The sequence below is a fragment of the Tenacibaculum sp. 190524A02b genome (assembly GCF_964036645.1).
GTDB classification, from domain to species: domain Bacteria; phylum Bacteroidota; class Bacteroidia; order Flavobacteriales; family Flavobacteriaceae; genus Polaribacter; species Polaribacter vairaonense.
In genome coordinates this window covers 1,119,617-1,136,891 of sequence record NZ_OZ038525.1, presented here as the reverse complement: position 1 = coordinate 1,136,891, position 17,275 = coordinate 1,119,617, and the positions used below count along the sequence as shown (strand labels likewise).

Annotated in this window: 13 protein-coding genes; 5 read left to right on the top strand and 8 right to left on the bottom strand. The window is 28.5% G+C overall.

Going from position 1 to position 17,275, the window contains the following annotated elements; all coding sequences use genetic code 11:
• Genes ABNT65_RS04490 through ABNT65_RS04480 form a run of 3 tightly spaced genes read right to left on the bottom strand, consistent with a single transcriptional unit; the run spans position 1 to position 4,436 of the window.
• Positions 1–2,415: an ABC transporter permease gene (locus ABNT65_RS04490; protein WP_348747285.1), complete on the bottom strand. Its 2,415-nt coding sequence runs from the start codon at positions 2,413–2,415 to the stop codon at positions 1–3.
• A 53-nt stretch (positions 2,416–2,468) separates the two neighbouring features.
• Positions 2,469–3,170: an ABC transporter ATP-binding protein gene (locus ABNT65_RS04485; RefSeq protein ID WP_348706698.1), complete on the bottom strand. Its 702-nt coding sequence runs from the start codon at positions 3,168–3,170 to the stop codon at positions 2,469–2,471.
• A gap of 21 nt (positions 3,171–3,191) precedes the next feature.
• Positions 3,192–4,436, bottom strand: a complete 1,245-nt coding sequence (locus ABNT65_RS04480; RefSeq protein ID WP_348747284.1) for an efflux RND transporter periplasmic adaptor subunit — start codon at positions 4,434–4,436, stop codon at positions 3,192–3,194.
• 164 nt (positions 4,437–4,600) lie between these two features.
• On the opposite strand from ABNT65_RS04480, the gene ABNT65_RS04475 reads away from it, so the two are divergent.
• The 3 genes from ABNT65_RS04475 (at position 4,601) to ABNT65_RS04465 (ending at position 8,681) form a co-directional block, all read left to right on the top strand.
• Positions 4,601–5,971, top strand: a complete 1,371-nt coding sequence (locus ABNT65_RS04475) for a sigma-54 dependent transcriptional regulator (RefSeq protein ID WP_348739935.1) — start codon at positions 4,601–4,603, stop codon at positions 5,969–5,971.
• Between the two features lies 1 nt (position 5,972).
• Complete coding sequence (locus ABNT65_RS04470) at positions 5,973–7,295, top strand: HAMP domain-containing sensor histidine kinase (protein WP_348747283.1); 1,323 nt, start codon at positions 5,973–5,975, stop codon at positions 7,293–7,295.
• A 975-nt stretch (positions 7,296–8,270) separates the two neighbouring features.
• Complete coding sequence (locus ABNT65_RS04465; RefSeq protein ID WP_348706707.1) at positions 8,271–8,681, top strand: helix-turn-helix domain-containing protein; 411 nt, start codon at positions 8,271–8,273, stop codon at positions 8,679–8,681.
• A 327-nt stretch (positions 8,682–9,008) separates the two neighbouring features.
• Here ABNT65_RS04465 and ABNT65_RS04460 read toward each other — a convergent pair whose 3' ends face one another.
• Together ABNT65_RS04460 and ABNT65_RS04455 are read right to left on the bottom strand one after the other, a co-directional pair.
• Positions 9,009–10,832 (bottom strand): glycosyl hydrolase family 18 protein, encoded by a 1,824-nt coding sequence (locus ABNT65_RS04460; protein WP_348747282.1) that lies wholly within the window; start codon positions 10,830–10,832, stop codon positions 9,009–9,011.
• Positions 10,833–11,268: 436 nt separating this feature from the next.
• A complete protein-coding gene (locus tag ABNT65_RS04455) occupies positions 11,269–12,159 on the bottom strand; it encodes an outer membrane beta-barrel protein (protein WP_348739929.1) in 891 nt (296 codons plus the stop codon).
• 130 nt (positions 12,160–12,289) lie between these two features.
• On the opposite strand from ABNT65_RS04455, the gene ABNT65_RS04450 reads away from it, so the two are divergent.
• Together ABNT65_RS04450 and ABNT65_RS04445 are read left to right on the top strand one after the other, a co-directional pair.
• Entirely contained in the window at positions 12,290–13,480 is a 1,191-nt protein-coding gene (locus tag ABNT65_RS04450) for a THUMP-like domain-containing protein (protein ID WP_348739927.1), read from the top strand.
• 183 nt (positions 13,481–13,663) lie between these two features.
• Entirely contained in the window at positions 13,664–14,035 is a 372-nt protein-coding gene (locus ABNT65_RS04445; protein ID WP_348706716.1) for a DUF4258 domain-containing protein, read from the top strand.
• Here ABNT65_RS04445 and ABNT65_RS04440 read toward each other — a convergent pair.
• From ABNT65_RS04440 to ABNT65_RS04430, 3 genes are read right to left on the bottom strand one after another with little or no spacing between them, the layout of a single operon-like run.
• Entirely contained in the window at positions 14,028–14,624 is a 597-nt protein-coding gene (locus tag ABNT65_RS04440) for a YdeI/OmpD-associated family protein (RefSeq protein ID WP_348706718.1), read from the bottom strand. The two genes, ABNT65_RS04445 and ABNT65_RS04440, sit on opposite strands and share 8 nt — an antisense overlap.
• Positions 14,624–15,058: a VOC family protein gene (locus tag ABNT65_RS04435; protein ID WP_348747281.1), complete on the bottom strand. Its 435-nt coding sequence runs from the start codon at positions 15,056–15,058 to the stop codon at positions 14,624–14,626. Before ABNT65_RS04435 ends, ABNT65_RS04440 begins: the two co-directional genes overlap by 1 nt.
• A 17-nt stretch (positions 15,059–15,075) precedes the next feature.
• Positions 15,076–17,274, bottom strand: coding sequence for an ATP-dependent DNA helicase RecQ (locus tag ABNT65_RS04430; protein ID WP_348706722.1), 2,199 nt, complete (start codon positions 17,272–17,274; stop codon positions 15,076–15,078).
• Position 17,275: the final 1 nt, after the last annotated feature.

Below are 17,275 nucleotides of genomic sequence, written 5' to 3'. Positions count from 1 at the left end.
TTATTCAAATTTTAAATATTTTATCAAGTCTACCTTAGTTGCATTGAATGCTTTTATACCTACTACTACAAAAACTAAAAAAACTAACAGTAAAGGAGTGGCAATGTAGGGCCACCAAGGCATTTCTATTCTATATACAAAATTGTTCAGCCAGTTTTGCATAAAATAATAGCCGAAAGGAATTAATATAATTGAAGCTATTAATGTAATTTTTACAAAATTGGTGATTAAAGGAAACATAATTTCATTAACAGAGGCTCCTAGTGTTTTACGTATAGCAACCTCTTTTAATCGTTGTTGTATTGTAAGTGTAGCTAACGCAAATAAACCTAATAAAGCTATGATAACTACAATAATAGACAGTATTAAAAACATAGTTTGTTGTTTTTTATACTTATCATAAGTTTTGGCAAACTTTTGATCTAAAAACTCATAAGAGAATGGATATTTAGTGTCTATATTGGTTCTCCAAAAATCCTCTATCGTAGCAATAGTAGTGTCTAAGTTTTCAGTGTTTAACTTAAATTGAATGGATGGTATCCAGTCTTTTGTAAAACTAAAAGTTTCCCAAGAAACCAAAAACATAGGAGATATTTCATTATCAAATCCATCAAAATGATAATCTTTAATCATTCCTATAATCTCTAAAGGCTTTTCATCATCACCCATCCAACCTAATCGTACTTTTTTTCCTATAGGATCATTATAAACTCCAATTTTTCTAGCAATAGTTTCATTTATAATAATACTATTAACAGTATCAGAAGTAAATCTTTCAGAAAAACCTCTACCTTTTAATATTTTCAACTTAGCAAAATCAATATAATTTAAATCTACTGTATTTGAAGCACTATTAAAGCTAATGTCTTTATAATGGAACCCTGTTCCGTTTACAAAACCTTCTCCAGGTACAAACATGGCAGTAGTAACATCAATTATATTTTCATTTTTTGAAAGAATTTTTTTAGCCAATTTATACTTTTCATATTGGTTTCCTTCTATGTTAAACATTTCTACATTCAATACTTGCTCTTTAGAAAAACCTAAATCTTTATCCATCATGTATTGAATTTGATTATTAATAATTAACATCCCAATAATGAAAAATCCTGAGATTAAAAATTGTAATGCTAGCATAATGTTACGAGCTAGATTTCCTTTTTTTGTTTTAGAAATATTTCCTTTTAATACTTCAACTGATTTAAAGTTAGATAAATAATAGGCAGGAAAACTTCCCATAAAAAAAGATATAAATAATGTAACTACTAATAATATCGTGATTGTTTTACCATTTAAAATTGATAAATCTTTTTGTATAAATTCGTTAAAAAATGGCAATGTAAGCTCGGTTATAATTAAAGCAAGTATAAAAGAAAGTATCCCTTGTAAAATTACTTCAATAATATACTGTAAACTAAGCTGCTTTTTTGATAAACCTAAGGTTTTCTTGACACCTACCTCTTTGGCTCTTTGACTGGCTGAAGCTATTGCCAAGTTAATAAAATTGACGCATGAAATAATTATGAGAAGTATAGATAGCCCTAATAAAATCATTAAAAGTTGGTAATTACCAGTACCACTTGGTCCTGCTCTCTTTGCCGTATTATGAAGATAAATTGTAGATAATTGGTCTAATAATACTTTTTTAAAACCATATTTTTCTTCATATTCCTCTAATGAAACTCCACCTTGTTCCGCTTGTTGCTTGTAAAATTTTTGAACAAGAATGTCTTCCATTTTTTTCTTTAAAAGAGTAACGTCTGTTCCTTTTTTAACTTTGCAGAATAATTCATAATTATGATTTCCCCAATGGATTTCTATTGGATTTCTAAACTGAATTATTAAGTCTGGTTCTTGGTGTGAATTTCCTGGTATTTTAAAGACACAGGTTACTACGAACTCTTCTGTTCCTATTTTTACAATATTCCCAACGGCTTTTTCATTTTTAAAAATACGTTGAGCGTAGGTTTTAGATAACGCAATATTTTTTCTACTCTCTATAAATTTTTTAGTAGACCCTTCAATAACTTCAAATGGGAAAAAATCAAAAAATTGAGGTTCGGTGTGGGTTACTTTTTCTGTAAATTCAGAAACATTTCCAAAGGAAACTACTCTACTTCTGTAAAAAGGAGACACCATTAAGGTTTCTTCAACTTCAGGAATTTCATTTTTATAAGTATGGTATTGTCCTGCATTTGCTACAAACCAAATTCCATTAACTCTGTGACTACTATTTACTCTATAAACAATGTCTTTAAAAGGATTCCACTGATTATAACTTTTCTCTTCATTAAGATACAGTAATACAATTAATAAGCCTGACAAACCTAAAGTAATACCTGAAATATTTATAATAGTATTTAACCAGTTCTTTTTTTGATTTCTGAAAAATATTTTAAACCATGTTTGTAACATAATGTTATGGATTTTTTCTATTCGTTTTGATTAATGATAATGGATAACTGGGCTTATTGTACCAATATATCTACTTTATGTTCGTTTGTTTTTTGAGAAATAATTTCTCCATCTTTTAAGGTTACAATTCGAGATGAAAATTGTGCATCATAAGAAGAGTGTGTTACCATTACAATGGTAGAACCTGTAGCGTGAAGTTCAGTTAGTAATTCCATAACATCATTACCACTTTTGCTATCTAAATTCCCAGTAGGCTCATCAGCTAAAATTAACTTAGGATTGGTAACTAAAGCTCTAGCTACTGCAACACGTTGTTGTTGTCCTCCAGATAATTGTAATGGAAAATGTTTAGCTCTGTGTGCAATTCCAATACGTTCTAAAATTTCTGTAACTCTCTTTTTACGTTCTGAAGCTTTAACTTTATTATAGATTAATGGTAGTTCTACATTTTCATAAACTGTTAATTCGTCTATCAAATTAAAGTTTTGAAATATAAAACCTACATTTTCCTTACGTAAACTTGCTCTTTGCTTTTCATTAAAATGGGCTACTTCTATAGTGTCAAAAGTGTAATTTCCTTCATCAGGAGCATCTAGCAAACCAATAATGTTTAATAAGGTAGATTTTCCACATCCCGAAGCTCCCATTATAGAAACAAATTCCCCTTCTTTTATTTCTATACTTAATTTATTTAAAGCCGTTGTTTCTACTTCTTCTGTTCTATAAACCTTCACTAAATTTTTAATTGTTATCATGTCAATTATATGTTAATATTTTTATTGTAAATTAATTTTCTCAATGCCTTTAAAATCTTCATAGCTAGATGTAATTACACGGTCTCCTTCTTTTAAACCATCTAATACTTCGTAATAAAAAGGATTTTCCCTTCCTATTTTAATAGTTCTTCTTTCTGCAATATTATTTGAACTTAAAACAAATATCCAACTTCCACTTGTATTTTGATAAAATTGCCCTTTTGGAATAAGTAATGATTCAGTACTGTTTGAAAGAAATACTTTACTTTTCAAGCTCATTCCTTGTTTTATATTTGTTTGTAAACTATCATTTTTAAATAGTAATTCTACTGTAAACCTACCATTACTAACTTCAGGATAAATTTTGTGTAACTCAATGCTGTAGTTTTTAGCATTAGAAGACACAGTTCCATTAATTCCTTTCTGTAATTTTGAAATGTAATACTCATCAATATTAGCGACAAGTTTGTATCCATTAAGAACATCTATTTTTCCTACAGATTCTCCTTGGTTATAATTCTGTCCAAGAATCGGATTAAAAGAAGATAATAAGCCATCGGCAGGCGCTTTCACTACAAAATTTTCTTTATTTTTTCTTAATAACTCTAAGCTTTTTTGCATGTTATTTATGGAAGTATTAATTCTAGATAATTGTACTTCTCTACTCTTCTTTTCTTCAGACACGCTCTTTTTTATAACATCATTTCTTGTTTTCTGAAAAGAAAATTCTTGTATTGATTTTTGATATTGATCTTTAGCAACTACACCTTTGCCATATAAAGTCGTATCAAGCTTGTATTGTCTTGCAGCATTTTTAAAATCATTATTTATGCTCAAAAGTTGTTGATCTAAAGTTAGTTGTTGATTAGTAATATTGACCCTTATATTTCTTAGATTATTGATTTGCTCAACAATAGCAGTTTCTTGGGTTAGATAATTAAGTTCAGCATTAGGGTTATAAACTTTTAAAATTGGAGTTCCTTTTTTTATCATTTGCCCATTCTCTACAAAAATTTCAGAAACAGAACCTCCTTGAATTATATTTACTAAAACAGATGTTTTAGGTTCTACTATACTATTAAACAATACAACATCTTCAAAATCTCCTTTTGAAACCTTTCTTATACTTAGAAATTCTTTTTTTATGTTTACTTGTTTTTTACGAGTAAGATTCATTAGCATTACGCCAATTAATAAAACTAAAGGTATTCCCCAGAGTAACATTTTTTTAGTGGTTTTGTGTTTAGGTTGTATTTGCTTGTCCATCCTTTTTAATTTGATTTGCTATAGTAAAGTCCATAAATGTGCCAATAAAAAACAAATAGCTAAAACATTATTTATCAGTGGTTTAATTTTTTTAGTATAAATTTAATGTGTTCATAAATGAACATTTTTTTGTTCGATATCAAACAAATAACTAACTATGTACTATGAGAAAAAAAGAAGCGACTATATTAATTGTTGATGATGATGATGATATTTTGTTTTCAGCTAGAATTAGTTTAAAAAAATACTTTACTGAAATTAAAACTGAAAACAACCCTAAAAAAATAGGCAATCATTTAACTACATCTACTATTGATGTTGTTTTATTGGATATGAATTATAGGATTGGTTTTGAAGATGGTAAAGAAGGTTTGTATTGGTTAAAGCATATTAAAAATCTTAGTCCAGAAACTACTGTTGTGTTAATGACTGCATTTGGCAGTGTTCATTTAGCAGTTGAGGCAATAAAACAAGGTGCTACTGATTTTATTTTAAAACCTTGGAATTCTGAAAAATTGTACGCCGTTGTAAATGCTGGAGTTGAATTATCAAGATCTAAAAGAAAAGCAACTCAGTTACAAATAGTACAGGAACAGCAAAACCAAGATTTTCATAAACAAACGGAACATATTATAGGGAATTCCCAGGCTATGCAATCGGCTATAAAATTAGTTCATAAAGTAGCACCAACTGATGCTAATATTTTAATATTAGGAGAAAACGGGACTGGTAAGTATGTATTTGCTAAAGAAATTCATTTACAATCTAACCGTAAAAATCATCCTTTTATACATGTAGATTTAGGTTCTTTAAATGAAAACCTTTTTGAAAGTGAATTGTTTGGCTATGTAAAAGGCGCCTTTACTGATGCTCATAAAGATACTATTGGTAGGTTTGAACTAGCTAAAGGAGGTACTATTTTTTTAGATGAAATAGGAAACTTACCGCTTCATTTACAATCTAAATTGCTAACTGTTATTCAAAATAAAAAAATAACACGTTTAGGAGAAGGCAAAGAGCGTGAAATTAATGCACGAATTATCTGTGCAACCAATGCTCCTATTCATGATATGGTTGAAGAGCAAACTTTTAGACAAGATTTGTTATTCAGAATTAATACTATTGAGTTAAACTTACCTCCTTTACGAGATCGAAAAGAAGATGTTCAATTACTTGCTTCTCATTTTTTACAAAAATTAAATAGTAAGTATAGAAAACATATAACTGGTTTTAGTAAAGAGGCTATTTCTGCACTAAATAAGTATCATTGGCCAGGAAATATACGTGAAATTGAACATATTATTGAACGAGCCGTAATTATTACTGAAGAAAATTTAATACAAATTGATGATTTACATTTTTCAACAAAAAAATTAGAAAATGTATTGAGTACTAGTTTAAATTTAGAAGAAACTGAAAAACTTTTAATACAGCAAGCATTACAAAAACACCAAGGTAATATTTCTAGAGCAGCTAAAGATTTAGGTTTAACTAGAGCTGCTTTATATAGAAGACTAGAAAAACACCAGCTTTAAGATGGGGAAAACTCAATACATTCAAATAATAAATAGAGTTATTCTTATAGCTACTACCTCCATTATTATTTTTTATTGTTACACTAATACTTATATAATAAGTACAATTGTTTTTACTTTATTTTTAGGATTTCAAATTTTTCTATTAATTGATTTTATACAAAAATTATTTGCTGATATTGAAAAGTCTATTGATTGTTTGTTGTACGATGATTATTCCAATACCATTTCTTTAAGTAAAAGAAAAAATCCACTGCATGATAAAACAGCTAGACTTATAGAAAAACACCGACAAAAAAGTTTGCTAAAATCTTCTGAGGATTTGATTTTTACCAATATTATAGAAAGCTTAAGTATTGGAGTTTTAATTTTAAGAAAAAATAAAAAAAGTAGCATTGAAGTTTTTCAGTTAAATAACGCTTTTGTTGAATTTTTAAAAATTCCAAAATTTTATAATTGGAACTTGTTACAAAGTAAGATAGGAGATTTAAATGGCTTTATTTCCAAATGGAAAGAAATAAAACATACCGTAGCTCTATCTATTAATGATAAAAAGGAAACATTTATTTTAAAAACCTCTGTAACACAAACCAATGAATTTGAATATTTAGTGATTTCTCTAGAAACCATTGAACAATTAATTAATAAAAAAGAAAAAGAAGCTTGGTATAAACTAATGAATGTTATGTCTCATGAAATTATTAACACTATTACACCTATTAGTAGTTTAGCAGAAAATTTAGATTCTTTATTATTGGAAGATTTTAATGATGAAGATATGATTGAAGAATTATCTCATGGTTTAAAAATTATAAAAAGAAGATCACATCATTTAACTTCCTTTGTTGATACCTATAGAAAATTAGCAGAGCTTCCTTTACCAAATAAAGAAAAATTTGATTTAAAGGAATTAGTTAATAATACACTTTCTCTACTTTCTCAAGAGTTTACTCAAAAAGGTATTATAGTGAAATTTAATCATACTAATGAACTTCATATTAATGCAGATAAAAAACAAATAGAACAGGTTATAATTAACTTATTATCTAATTGTATATATGCTTTAGAGGAAACCAAGAATCCAATGATTACTATAAAAATAGCTAACGAAAAAAATAGACTGCATTTAATTATTAAAGATAATGGTATTGGAATCTCAAAAGAAATACAAGACAATATTTTTATACCGTATTTTACAACTAGAAAAGATGGTTCTGGTATTGGGTTAACTTTAAGCAAAAGTATTATAGAAGCACATAATGGTTCTATTTATTTTACTTCTGAAAAAGGAATCACTAGCTTTAAAATAACTTTCATTAAATAGTTTACATTTGTTAATACTTCTTTTAAAAGATCCCTTTGATAAATGTAGTTTACTTATGTAAACAAAAGGTTTATTTAGAGCTGATACCTGATTTAATATTATAGAGTTCAAAGGCCACATGAAGTAAGTCTTAACCTAAAGTCTTTTAGAATTCGTATTGAGTAAGTTATTTATCCTATATAATACCATTTAAAGACTGTTTATAGCTACTATTTTTAATATAAAGTCATATTATATAGAGCTTTTACGTTTAAATAAAATAAGTGCATAATTAAGCCTTGGATATGCTTCTTATACTAAGAGTATTTATGAGTTATAAATCATATACCTTAATGGTTTTAAAGATGTTTACAACATATAAATAATAATATTCAAATCTTTCATTACATTTGTAAACTATTGTTTTAATTATAATTTACTTATGTTAATAATGTTTATACCTATTAGTTATGTAAACACTAAGGATTTTAATACCATTAACTAGCTAATCACTCCAAATACATCTTAAAAATAGTTATTTATGAGTTTTTAATACTCTTTTATGATTGTATATATAGATCATAAAAGCATATGTTTACTTTAATCTATAATATTTAGTTAATTAAAGAGTATTTATAGGATGCATTGTTATTCACTATAAGTGGGTATATCAATTAGTTTTTATTAAAGGATACTTTTGTTTCTTGTATTGACTATTAATATCTAAATTTCTATTACCATACCCTTTAACAAATGTAAATCTTATACATCGTGTTATAATATTTTAACAAGTACTCTATTATAGTTTTTGATTATGCAAAACAACTAATATTCTGTTTTTTAAATATTTATACATCATTACTTAAAGTTATTAATCAGTATTTAAGGGAGTTGTATATTCATTTAAACTGTTTTGATATCTAAAATCATTTATTTACATTTGTATACAAACAAATATTAGTTACAATTGTGAATCATGATCATTTTATAATACGTTTGAAGGAAGTTATTAAATTCAATAGTTTAACATTGTCAACTTTTGCAGATACTATTGAAGTTCCTCGCTCAAGCTTATCTCATCTTATGTCTGGAAGAAACAAACCTAGTCTAGATTTTGTATTAAAGATTATAGCTAAATTTCCTGAAGTAGATTTGTATTGGCTTTTGAACGGTGAAGGAAGTTTTCCTAAACAAAAAGAAAGTTTAGAGAAAATTGAAACTGTTACTGAAGAAAAAGAAGAAATTGAGACTCCTTCTCTATTTGCTCAAACGACTACTAAACAAGAAACAATTTCAAATACGCAATTCTCAGCGCCTACAGAAAAACAAGAAAATGTAGCTCGAAAAAAACTTGTAAAAGTTATATTACTATATAATGATGGTAGTTTTGACGAATACACTAAATAAACAACCTTTGCATTTATTAATTATTTATTGTTTGAAGCACGCCGCATTTTAAAATGTAATAAACTATTAATTATATATCTAGTTTACCCTTAATTACTTCATTATAACTCTGTACAACTTTGTACATTTTTTTTCTGAATTATTCTCTTGTATAACCTACAGTAAACACCTTCTGCACAAGAATTTTTTCTAAATTATTTTCTTGTACAAAAAACACAAAACTTGTAAACAAAAAAAGAGACTGCCTTAAAAAGACAGCCTCATTATTTATTTTAGTATTTTTTAAGGGAAATTATTCCACTTAAACTTGTAGTGCTAGTTTATTAACTAATCAACCTTAATAAACTTTCCTGTAAGCTTACCTTGTCCTAAATTTACATTATAAATATAAGTACCACTATTTAGTTTACTTACATCAAAACTTTGTTTGCGATCTTTAGATTTAACTTCAGCTCTATAAACTTCTGCTCCTTTTATATCGTAAATTTTCACCTCAGAAATAGTACCAGTTTTACCTGTGTTTCCAAGTTCAAAAGTAATAATATCTTTAACTACAGGATTAGGGTAAACAGATAAAGAACTACTGTCAATTGTGTTTTCTTCAGTGTTTAAAGTACCTCCGTTAGCAAATACTTCATTTATTTTATTTACTAAAGGAGATTTTACATCTGACCATCTCTTTAATTTATCTCCAAAAGAAGTTGGTGTTCCACTAATCTCTAAATCTCCAAACACAGTCCAAATAATAGTTCCACCTAATTCATTTTCATTAATAAATTGGGCTTTTATTTCTATCGACTTTTCATCATCATAACTTAAAAAGAAATTATCTTTTACCAAATATGGTACTTTAGCTTCATCATCCCATTTTTTAGTCCAACCGCTATTAGCTTTTAAAGCAGTTTGTTTTATGAAAAAGTGATTTGGAGTACCATCATAAATATCTAACTTCCAATTCGTATAATCTGCGGAAGTAGAAATTGGTCCATCAGGTTGAAGTGTAACTTGTTTTTTTACTGTTTTTGCATTTAATTCAGCTGTACCTTCAGTAATAACTCCTCTACCGTAAAACGGAGCCCCAAAACAAATCTTATTTTTAGGAGCACCTCCTTGAACAAGTCTATCTAAAGTAGCTTGCCAGTTAAAAAACGAAACTTCAGCACCTTCATAATTATACACAGGAGCGTTGTGTCCTGCTTTATTAGACCACCCTCCGTTATAATCATAGGCCATAATATTAAAGTAATCCATACTCTTAGCTAGTCTCCTCCAGTCAAAACCTTCTAACTTTCTAGGGTCTGGTGCAAAGGCAGCAGTAACTAATTTATCAGAACCAATAGCTGTTCTAATTTCTTCAATTAATGCTTCAAAATTGTCAAAATCAGCTTCACTTCCTGTAAAGTTCATACCAGAGTACGGACCAGGGAATTCCCAATCAATATCAATACCATCAAAACCAACAGCTATCAACTTTTTACAGTCTTCAATAAATTTAGCTCTTTTAACAGGGTCAGCTGCCATTTCAGGAAAATGCTTACTCATACTCCATCCTCCAATAGAGGCCATTACTTTAACACCTTTTTCATGAGCTAACTTTAATAAACCAGGCGCTCCACCTTCTTTATGCAAAGGAAGTGGTAATTTACCGCTAATCCCCCATGTTGGGTGGCTCCATGTATTGGCTTCAAGTTCCACCTCAAAACCTTGTGCTTCAGCTTTTTGTTTAGCATCTTCATTTACATAATTAATAGCATCAATTTCACCAAATAAAAGATACATATCCCAACTACTATAAATATTTGTAAAGAAAATGTCACTTGGTTCCTGTACAGCTCCATCTTGATAAATCTGCTTATTTCTATAGTCACCACTATGTAATGAACCATCTTTTGCTACTCCAAAAAAAGAATAATTAAGAATGGTATACTTAGAATAATCAATATTTAAATGTGTTAAAGCACCTTTAGCTGGTACTCCAGCGTTTGTTGATTTCCATGCGTCCCAATTTGTTACATAACCTATTATTTGTTTTTGATGGTTAGCTGTTGTAGCTGAGCCACCTGTGTTGACTTGTGCTAAGACAGCTGTAGATACAAAAAGAAATACGAGTTGTATTCCTCTTTTAATAAATGAATAAGGGGTATTTTTCATGATATATAAAAATTATTTTAGTTTCTGATTTGCTAAAAATATTTTTTATGATCAATCAATAAAGTAAGGATCTAGAATTATACTCTATTCTCGATAGCATCAAAAAATGATTATTAACAAATCAAATTGTTTGTCCTATAACAATTATATCTGCTTTTTATTTTGAAGAAATCTAGACGATTTAAACTACATAAAAGAATAGTTGTTAAAAAAAACAAAAGACAAAAACCGTTAACCAAATAACATTAAAGGGATTACATAAGTTTGATTGAGGTAATTTATATTCGTGTTTTTTAAATTTAATACTATAACTAGATAAAAAAGTATAAGTATAAATTAAAATCGTAAGTATGTTAAGGGATAAAAAGTACTGTTTTAATACAAAAAAAAGCCATCTTTATTAAAGATGACTTTGAGTAAAGTATTTTTTATAAACTTATTTTCCAAAAGTATAAGTGATACCAAAATTAATTCCAAAAGAAGAATATGGTACTTTTTGAGATAATTCTCTATTTCCTGGGTTTTGTAATTCTTCAGTACTTAAAGAGTCAACATATAAAGTTTCATCTTTAATTAAAGGTAGTAAACTTTCAAACTGACTCAACAACGCAGGAGTGTTTTGTACTAAATTTAATAAATCTGCTCTTTTAACATTTTGTCCCGCTAAAGTAGCTGTAAATTCTCCAATATTTGATCTATCTCTAGTTACACTAATCCCCATGTACTCAAGTTCAGCAAATAGTGCAATTTTCTTAGATAAATCATACTTGTAACCAATAGCTCCAATAAAGCCTAAAGGCAATCTTCCGTTATAATCTCTTGTAAACTCCATATTTAATGGAACAGTAGCTCCAATTGGTGCTGCTGGATTTACTAATTGAGCTGGCAAGTTAGCATTTACTTTTCCTACTGCCTCTGTTCTTCCTCCAACTTTAATTAAAGCTCCAAAACGACCGTATATATTGTTAGTAAACTTATAAACTAATGATAAAGAAGCACCATAAGCTCTACCTCTAGATTTTACATCTACAAAAGGTTGATTTGGTACGTCTACTAAAATAGATGTTTGATCTGCGCCATGTAAATAACCAAAAGCTCCTTCAATACCGAAAGTTTTATTAAAAAAATAACCTGCTCTTAACTGTGTATGAATTCCTTCACCATAGCTTCCATAAGTATTTTCTACTCCATTAGCTGTAGTTTCAGTACCAAATCTTACACCCGCACTAGGAATAGCATATCCTCCACTAGCTGAAACATAAAATTGAGCACTTACACTTAACGAAACTAACGCCATAGCAATCAATAAGATATTTGTTTTTGACATATATTATATAAATTTTGAATTAAAAAAGGCAACAAACGTACTAAATTCTAATCAATTTTTTAGTTAAAATATCGTATTTTTGAAACACATACAGATGTATGTTTAAGTGCTATTATACAACGTTTTTCTCATGATTAATAAAAATGTATTAAATACTGATTGTCAGTTTTTTATAAACAATAATCTAAACAAAGACATTAATAAATTATTATTAGGTAAAATTGACTTAAAAGGTGTTACAAAACAAGAAATTGCTAACCAAATTTTAGCTAAAAAGAAGTCAGAAAAAAAATTACCTACCTGGTTTACAAATAGTAATATTATTTATCCTTCAAAAATAAGTATTGAGCAAACCTCTTCTGAAATAGCTGCTAACTTTAAATCTGAATTGATAGGTGGTAAATCGTTAATCGACCTTACAGGTGGATTTGGTGTAGACGCTTTTTATTTTTCTAAAAAGTTTGATGAAGTATTTCATTGTGAAATTAATGAAAAATTATCACATATAGTATCACATAACTTTAAAGCACTAGATGTAAAAAATATTGAAACTATAATAGGAAATGGAATTTCCTATATACAGCAAACAGATAAAACATTTGATTGCATTTATATAGACCCTTCAAGACGGAATGAAAATAAAGGAAAAGTATTTCTACTTAAGGATTGCTTGCCTAATGTACCAGAAAATATTGATTTACTATTTTCTAAATCAGACACCATATTGATTAAAAACTCCCCTATTTTAGATATTTCATCTACAATTAAAGAATTAAAATATGTTAAAACTGTTTATATTGTAGCTATTAATAATGAAGTAAAAGAGTTACTATTCTTATTAAAAAAAGATTATAAAGAAGGCATAAAAATACATACATGTAATTTAAAAAATAAGAGTAGAGAACAGTTTAGTTTCGTATATCAAACATCAAATGAAGCTACATATCACCTCCCCATAAACTTTTTATATGAACCAAATGCTGCAATCTTAAAGTCTGGAGGTTTCAATGAAGTATCAAATCAATTAAAACTACTTAAATTACATAATAACACACATTTATACACTTCTAAAGAACTTGCAGATACATTTCCGGGAAGAACTTTTCAAATTGAAAAGTATTTTAAGTACAATAAAAAACAATTAAAAAAAGAAATTACAGAAACCAAAGCAAACATAACTACTAGAAACTTTCCTAAATCAGTAGCTGAATTAAGGAAAGAAACCAAGTTAAAAGACGGTGGAGATGTTTATCTTTTTTTTACTAAGGATTTAGACAATACTTTAATAGTGTTAAAATGTAAAAAGATTAATTCTAAATAAAATATAATAAACAATTACTCGTTATATAAATGATAAGTGTCTATATTAAACATGTTTTTATTATTTAGGGGAAAATACTAACATGTAAAAGAAAAAGCTACCAGAAATGGTAGCTTTTATTTTATAAAAAATATCTTACGAACTAGTAATTTATTTCTACTTTTGCTACCGAAAATTTGAGGTATGCAATTATTAAAAAGAATAGGTTATTATTTAATAGGTGTGGCTTTAGGCTCTGTGGCAGTGATGTATTTTTGGAAAAACAAAAATGTTTCTTTTGATTACGGTATGGATTCTAGAACTTTAAAAACTATACGTGTTAAAAAGCGTATTTTTTCTGAAGAAGCTATAAAAGTACTTAACAGTTCCTCTCTTGATACTTCTTACATTTCTACTATTTTAAAACGAGGGGATGTTGATTTTGGAAAGAGTAAACCCAGAAAAAAGCCTTGTTCAGAGTATTTTGTTACCGGTAAAGATTCTTTAAAAAATATTAACTTGTACATTATTCGTTGTGATTCAACTGCTACAATTTCTAAAATTATAATTAATTAGATTTTTTGTATTTATCGTTTAAACCTATTCCTTTGATTATCATAGGGATTATTTTATCTAGTCTTTTATGTTTAGTTTGTAAACGTTTGGCTTCAGAAATATATTCGGCAAACTCCCTCTGCTTGCCATTTGTTAATAAATTAAATTTTTGAGATAATAAATCATTGGAATCTAAAGTAACTTTAAGTTCTTCAGGCACAATAACGTTTTTATTTTTTCTTTCAGGCTTAATTTCTTTTCCTGCTATTGAATTATCTATTGCTTCCTTCACATATTCTTTTACAGTATTAATAGATATGTCATTTATAGAATAAAAACGCCATTGTCTCATAGCTTTGGTTTTTCCTTCTTGAGCATTTATCAACAATTTTAATTTGTCTTGCAAAAAGACACCTTGATGAAACCATATGGCACAATATTCTTTAAACGCACCTAAACCAATTATATTTTTTCCTTTACAAAGATAAGCTGGCATTCCCCATTTTATAGTTTCTTCTAATGGCAATTCTATTAAAATAGAACGCAAGAGTGTTAACTCTTGCGTCCATTTCTTTTTATCTTGAATATAAGTTGTTACTTCTAAATTCATTATGCATTGTGGTGGGTATTATCTGCTAAGGATAACATCCAATTTACATTATATTTATCCTTTAGCATACCAAATTTACCTCCCCAAAAGGTTTCAGCTAAGGGCATGGTAATACTTCCTTCTTCGGCTAAACCATTGAAAATAGCAACTGTTTGTTCTTCATCTTCAGTATTTAAGCTAATGGCAAAGTTATTACCTTTATTTAAAGGTTCAGAATTACTATAATAATCAGAAGCCATGATAATAAAATTATTTACTTCTAATGTACAGTGTAATATTAAATCTAATGTTTCCTCTGGAAAGTCATTACGAACTTCATCTGGTGCTTCTCTAAATAACATAGAAGTAGTTATAGTACCACCTAAAACATCGGCATAAAAGTTCATTGCTTCTTTACAATTTCCATTAAAATGCAAGTACGTGTTAGCTTTCATAAGTTATATTAGTTTAATTAGTTTGCTACTTCACTTGTAAATTTAATACGCATTAATCTTAATTCATCATCATCATAATCTCCATCAAATTCATCTAATGCATCTTGAATTTTATCTGTATCCGCTTCCATAAAGTACTCATAGATTTCTTCTTGCTGATCTTCGTCTAGCAAATCTTCAATAGCATAATCTATATTTAACTTCGTTCCGGAAAACACAATAGCTTCCATTTCTTTTATTAATTCAACCATTTCTAAACCTTTAGAACTAGCAATATCATCTAATGGAAGTTTTCTATCAGTATTTTGAATAATATATAGTTTTAAGCCAGAGTTTACACCAGTACTTTTTACTATTAAGTCATCTGGGCGCATAATATCATTTTCTTCTACATATGAAGAAATTACTTTAATAAACTCTTTTCCGTATTTTTTAGCTTTACCTTCACCTACTCCATGTACTTTTGAAAGTTCATCTAAAGTAATAGGATATTTTAATGCCATATCATTAATAGAAGGATCTTGAAAAACGGCAAAAGGAGGAACACCTAATTTTTTACCTACAGATTTTCGTAAATCTTTAAGTATGCCAACTAACTTACTATCAACTCCTGTATTAGACGCTTTAGTATTAGTTATAATAGTTCCATCATCATCTGTAGCGTATACATGGTTTTCAGTCATCATAAAAGAAGATGGATTCTCTATAAAAGCTCTACCTTCTTTAGTTAATTTTAAAACACCATATTGTTCAATTTCTTTTTTAATAAAATCGGCAACCAATATTTGGCGTATTAATGCCATCCAATAATGATTGTCTTTTTCCTTTCCTATACCAAAAAACTTTTGTTCCGTAGTTTTATGAGATTTTAACAATGCATTTTCTTTACCTATTATAGTATTCACTACTTCTTTAGGTTTATACATTTCATTGGTATCTCTAATAACAGTAAGTAAAGTAACTACTTCATTTTGAGCTTCATTTTTTTTCTTTGGGTTGCGCATATTATCATCCATATCCGCTCCTTCTCCATTTACTTCATCAAATTCTTCACCAAAATAATGCAATAAATATTTACGCCTATTCATTGAGGTTTCAGCATAACCTACTACTTCTTGTAATAATGCATGGCCTACCTCTTGTTCAGCAACAGGCTTATTAGCCATAAACTTTTCTAACTTTTCTATATCTTTATATGAATAGAAAGTTAAGCAATATCCTTCTCCACCATCTCTTCCCGCTCTACCAGTTTCTTGATAATAACTTTCTAAACTTTTAGGAATATCATGATGAATCACAAAACGGACGTCAGGCTTGTCAATCCCCATTCCAAAGGCTATAGTAGCTACCACAACATCACAATCTTCCATTAAGAACATATCTTGATGTTTTGCTCTTGTTTTAGCATCTAAACCAGCATGGTAGGGTACAGCATCTACTCCGTTTACTTGAAGTACTTGTGCTATTTCTTCTACTTTTTTTCTACTTAAACAGTAAACGATTCCTGATTTTCCTGAGTGTTGTTTTACAAAACGAATGATATCTTTCTCTATCTCCTTGGTTTTTGGACGTACTTCATAAAACAAATTAGCACGGTTGAAGGATGCTTTAAACACATTAGCATCACTCATACCCAAGGTTTTTAAAATATCCTCTTGTACCTTTTCCGTGGCAGTAGCCGTTAAACCAATTATAGGTACATTATCTATTTGCTTTATAATATTTCTAAGATTTCTGTATTCGGGCCTAAAATCATGACCCCATTCAGAAATACAGTGTGCTTCATCTATAGCTACAAATGAAATCTTCTGCGCTCTTAAAAATTCTACATATTCTTCTTTAATTAAGGATTCAGGTGCAACATACAGTAATTTAGTGATGCCACTTTCAATATCTGACTTCACTTTGGTAACTTCTGCTTTATTTAATGAGGAGTTTAAAACGTGTGCTATTCCATCATTGTCTGAAATTCCTCTAATTGCATCAACTTGGTTCTTCATCAAAGCGATTAGTGGAGAAACAACGATAGCTGTTCCTTCTTTCATTAAAGCTGGAAGTTGATAACATAATGACTTGCCGCCCCCCGTTGGCATAATCACAAAAGTATTGTGATTATTTAAAATGCTGTTAACAACATCTTCTTGTAAACCTTTGAATTTACTGAATCCAAAGATTTTTTTCAATGACTCATATAAATCCGACTGCTCTATATCCATC

Coding starts and splice junctions, on each gene's coding strand:
- ABNT65_RS04450 (WP_348739927.1), top strand. CDS start 12,290: ATGATTAATAAAAATGTATTAAATACTGATTGTCAGTTTTTTATAAAC.
- ABNT65_RS04460 (WP_348747282.1), bottom strand. CDS start 10,832: ATGAAAAATACCCCTTATTCATTTATTAAAAGAGGAATACAACTCGTA.
- ABNT65_RS04435 (WP_348747281.1), bottom strand. CDS start 15,058: ATGAAAGCTAACACGTACTTGCATTTTAATGGAAATTGTAAAGAAGCA.
- ABNT65_RS04445 (WP_348706716.1), top strand. CDS start 13,664: ATGCAATTATTAAAAAGAATAGGTTATTATTTAATAGGTGTGGCTTTA.
- ABNT65_RS04475 (WP_348739935.1), top strand. CDS start 4,601: ATGAGAAAAAAAGAAGCGACTATATTAATTGTTGATGATGATGATGAT.
- ABNT65_RS04430 (WP_348706722.1), bottom strand. CDS start 17,274: ATGGATATAGAGCAGTCGGATTTATATGAGTCATTGAAAAAAATCTTT.
- ABNT65_RS04440 (WP_348706718.1), bottom strand. CDS start 14,624: ATGAATTTAGAAGTAACAACTTATATTCAAGATAAAAAGAAATGGACG.
- ABNT65_RS04480 (WP_348747284.1), bottom strand. CDS start 4,436: ATGGACAAGCAAATACAACCTAAACACAAAACCACTAAAAAAATGTTA.
- ABNT65_RS04455 (WP_348739929.1), bottom strand. CDS start 12,159: ATGTCAAAAACAAATATCTTATTGATTGCTATGGCGTTAGTTTCGTTA.
- ABNT65_RS04490 (WP_348747285.1), bottom strand. CDS start 2,415: ATGTTACAAACATGGTTTAAAATATTTTTCAGAAATCAAAAAAAGAAC.
- ABNT65_RS04485 (WP_348706698.1), bottom strand. CDS start 3,170: ATGATAACAATTAAAAATTTAGTGAAGGTTTATAGAACAGAAGAAGTA.
- ABNT65_RS04470 (WP_348747283.1), top strand. CDS start 5,973: ATGGGGAAAACTCAATACATTCAAATAATAAATAGAGTTATTCTTATA.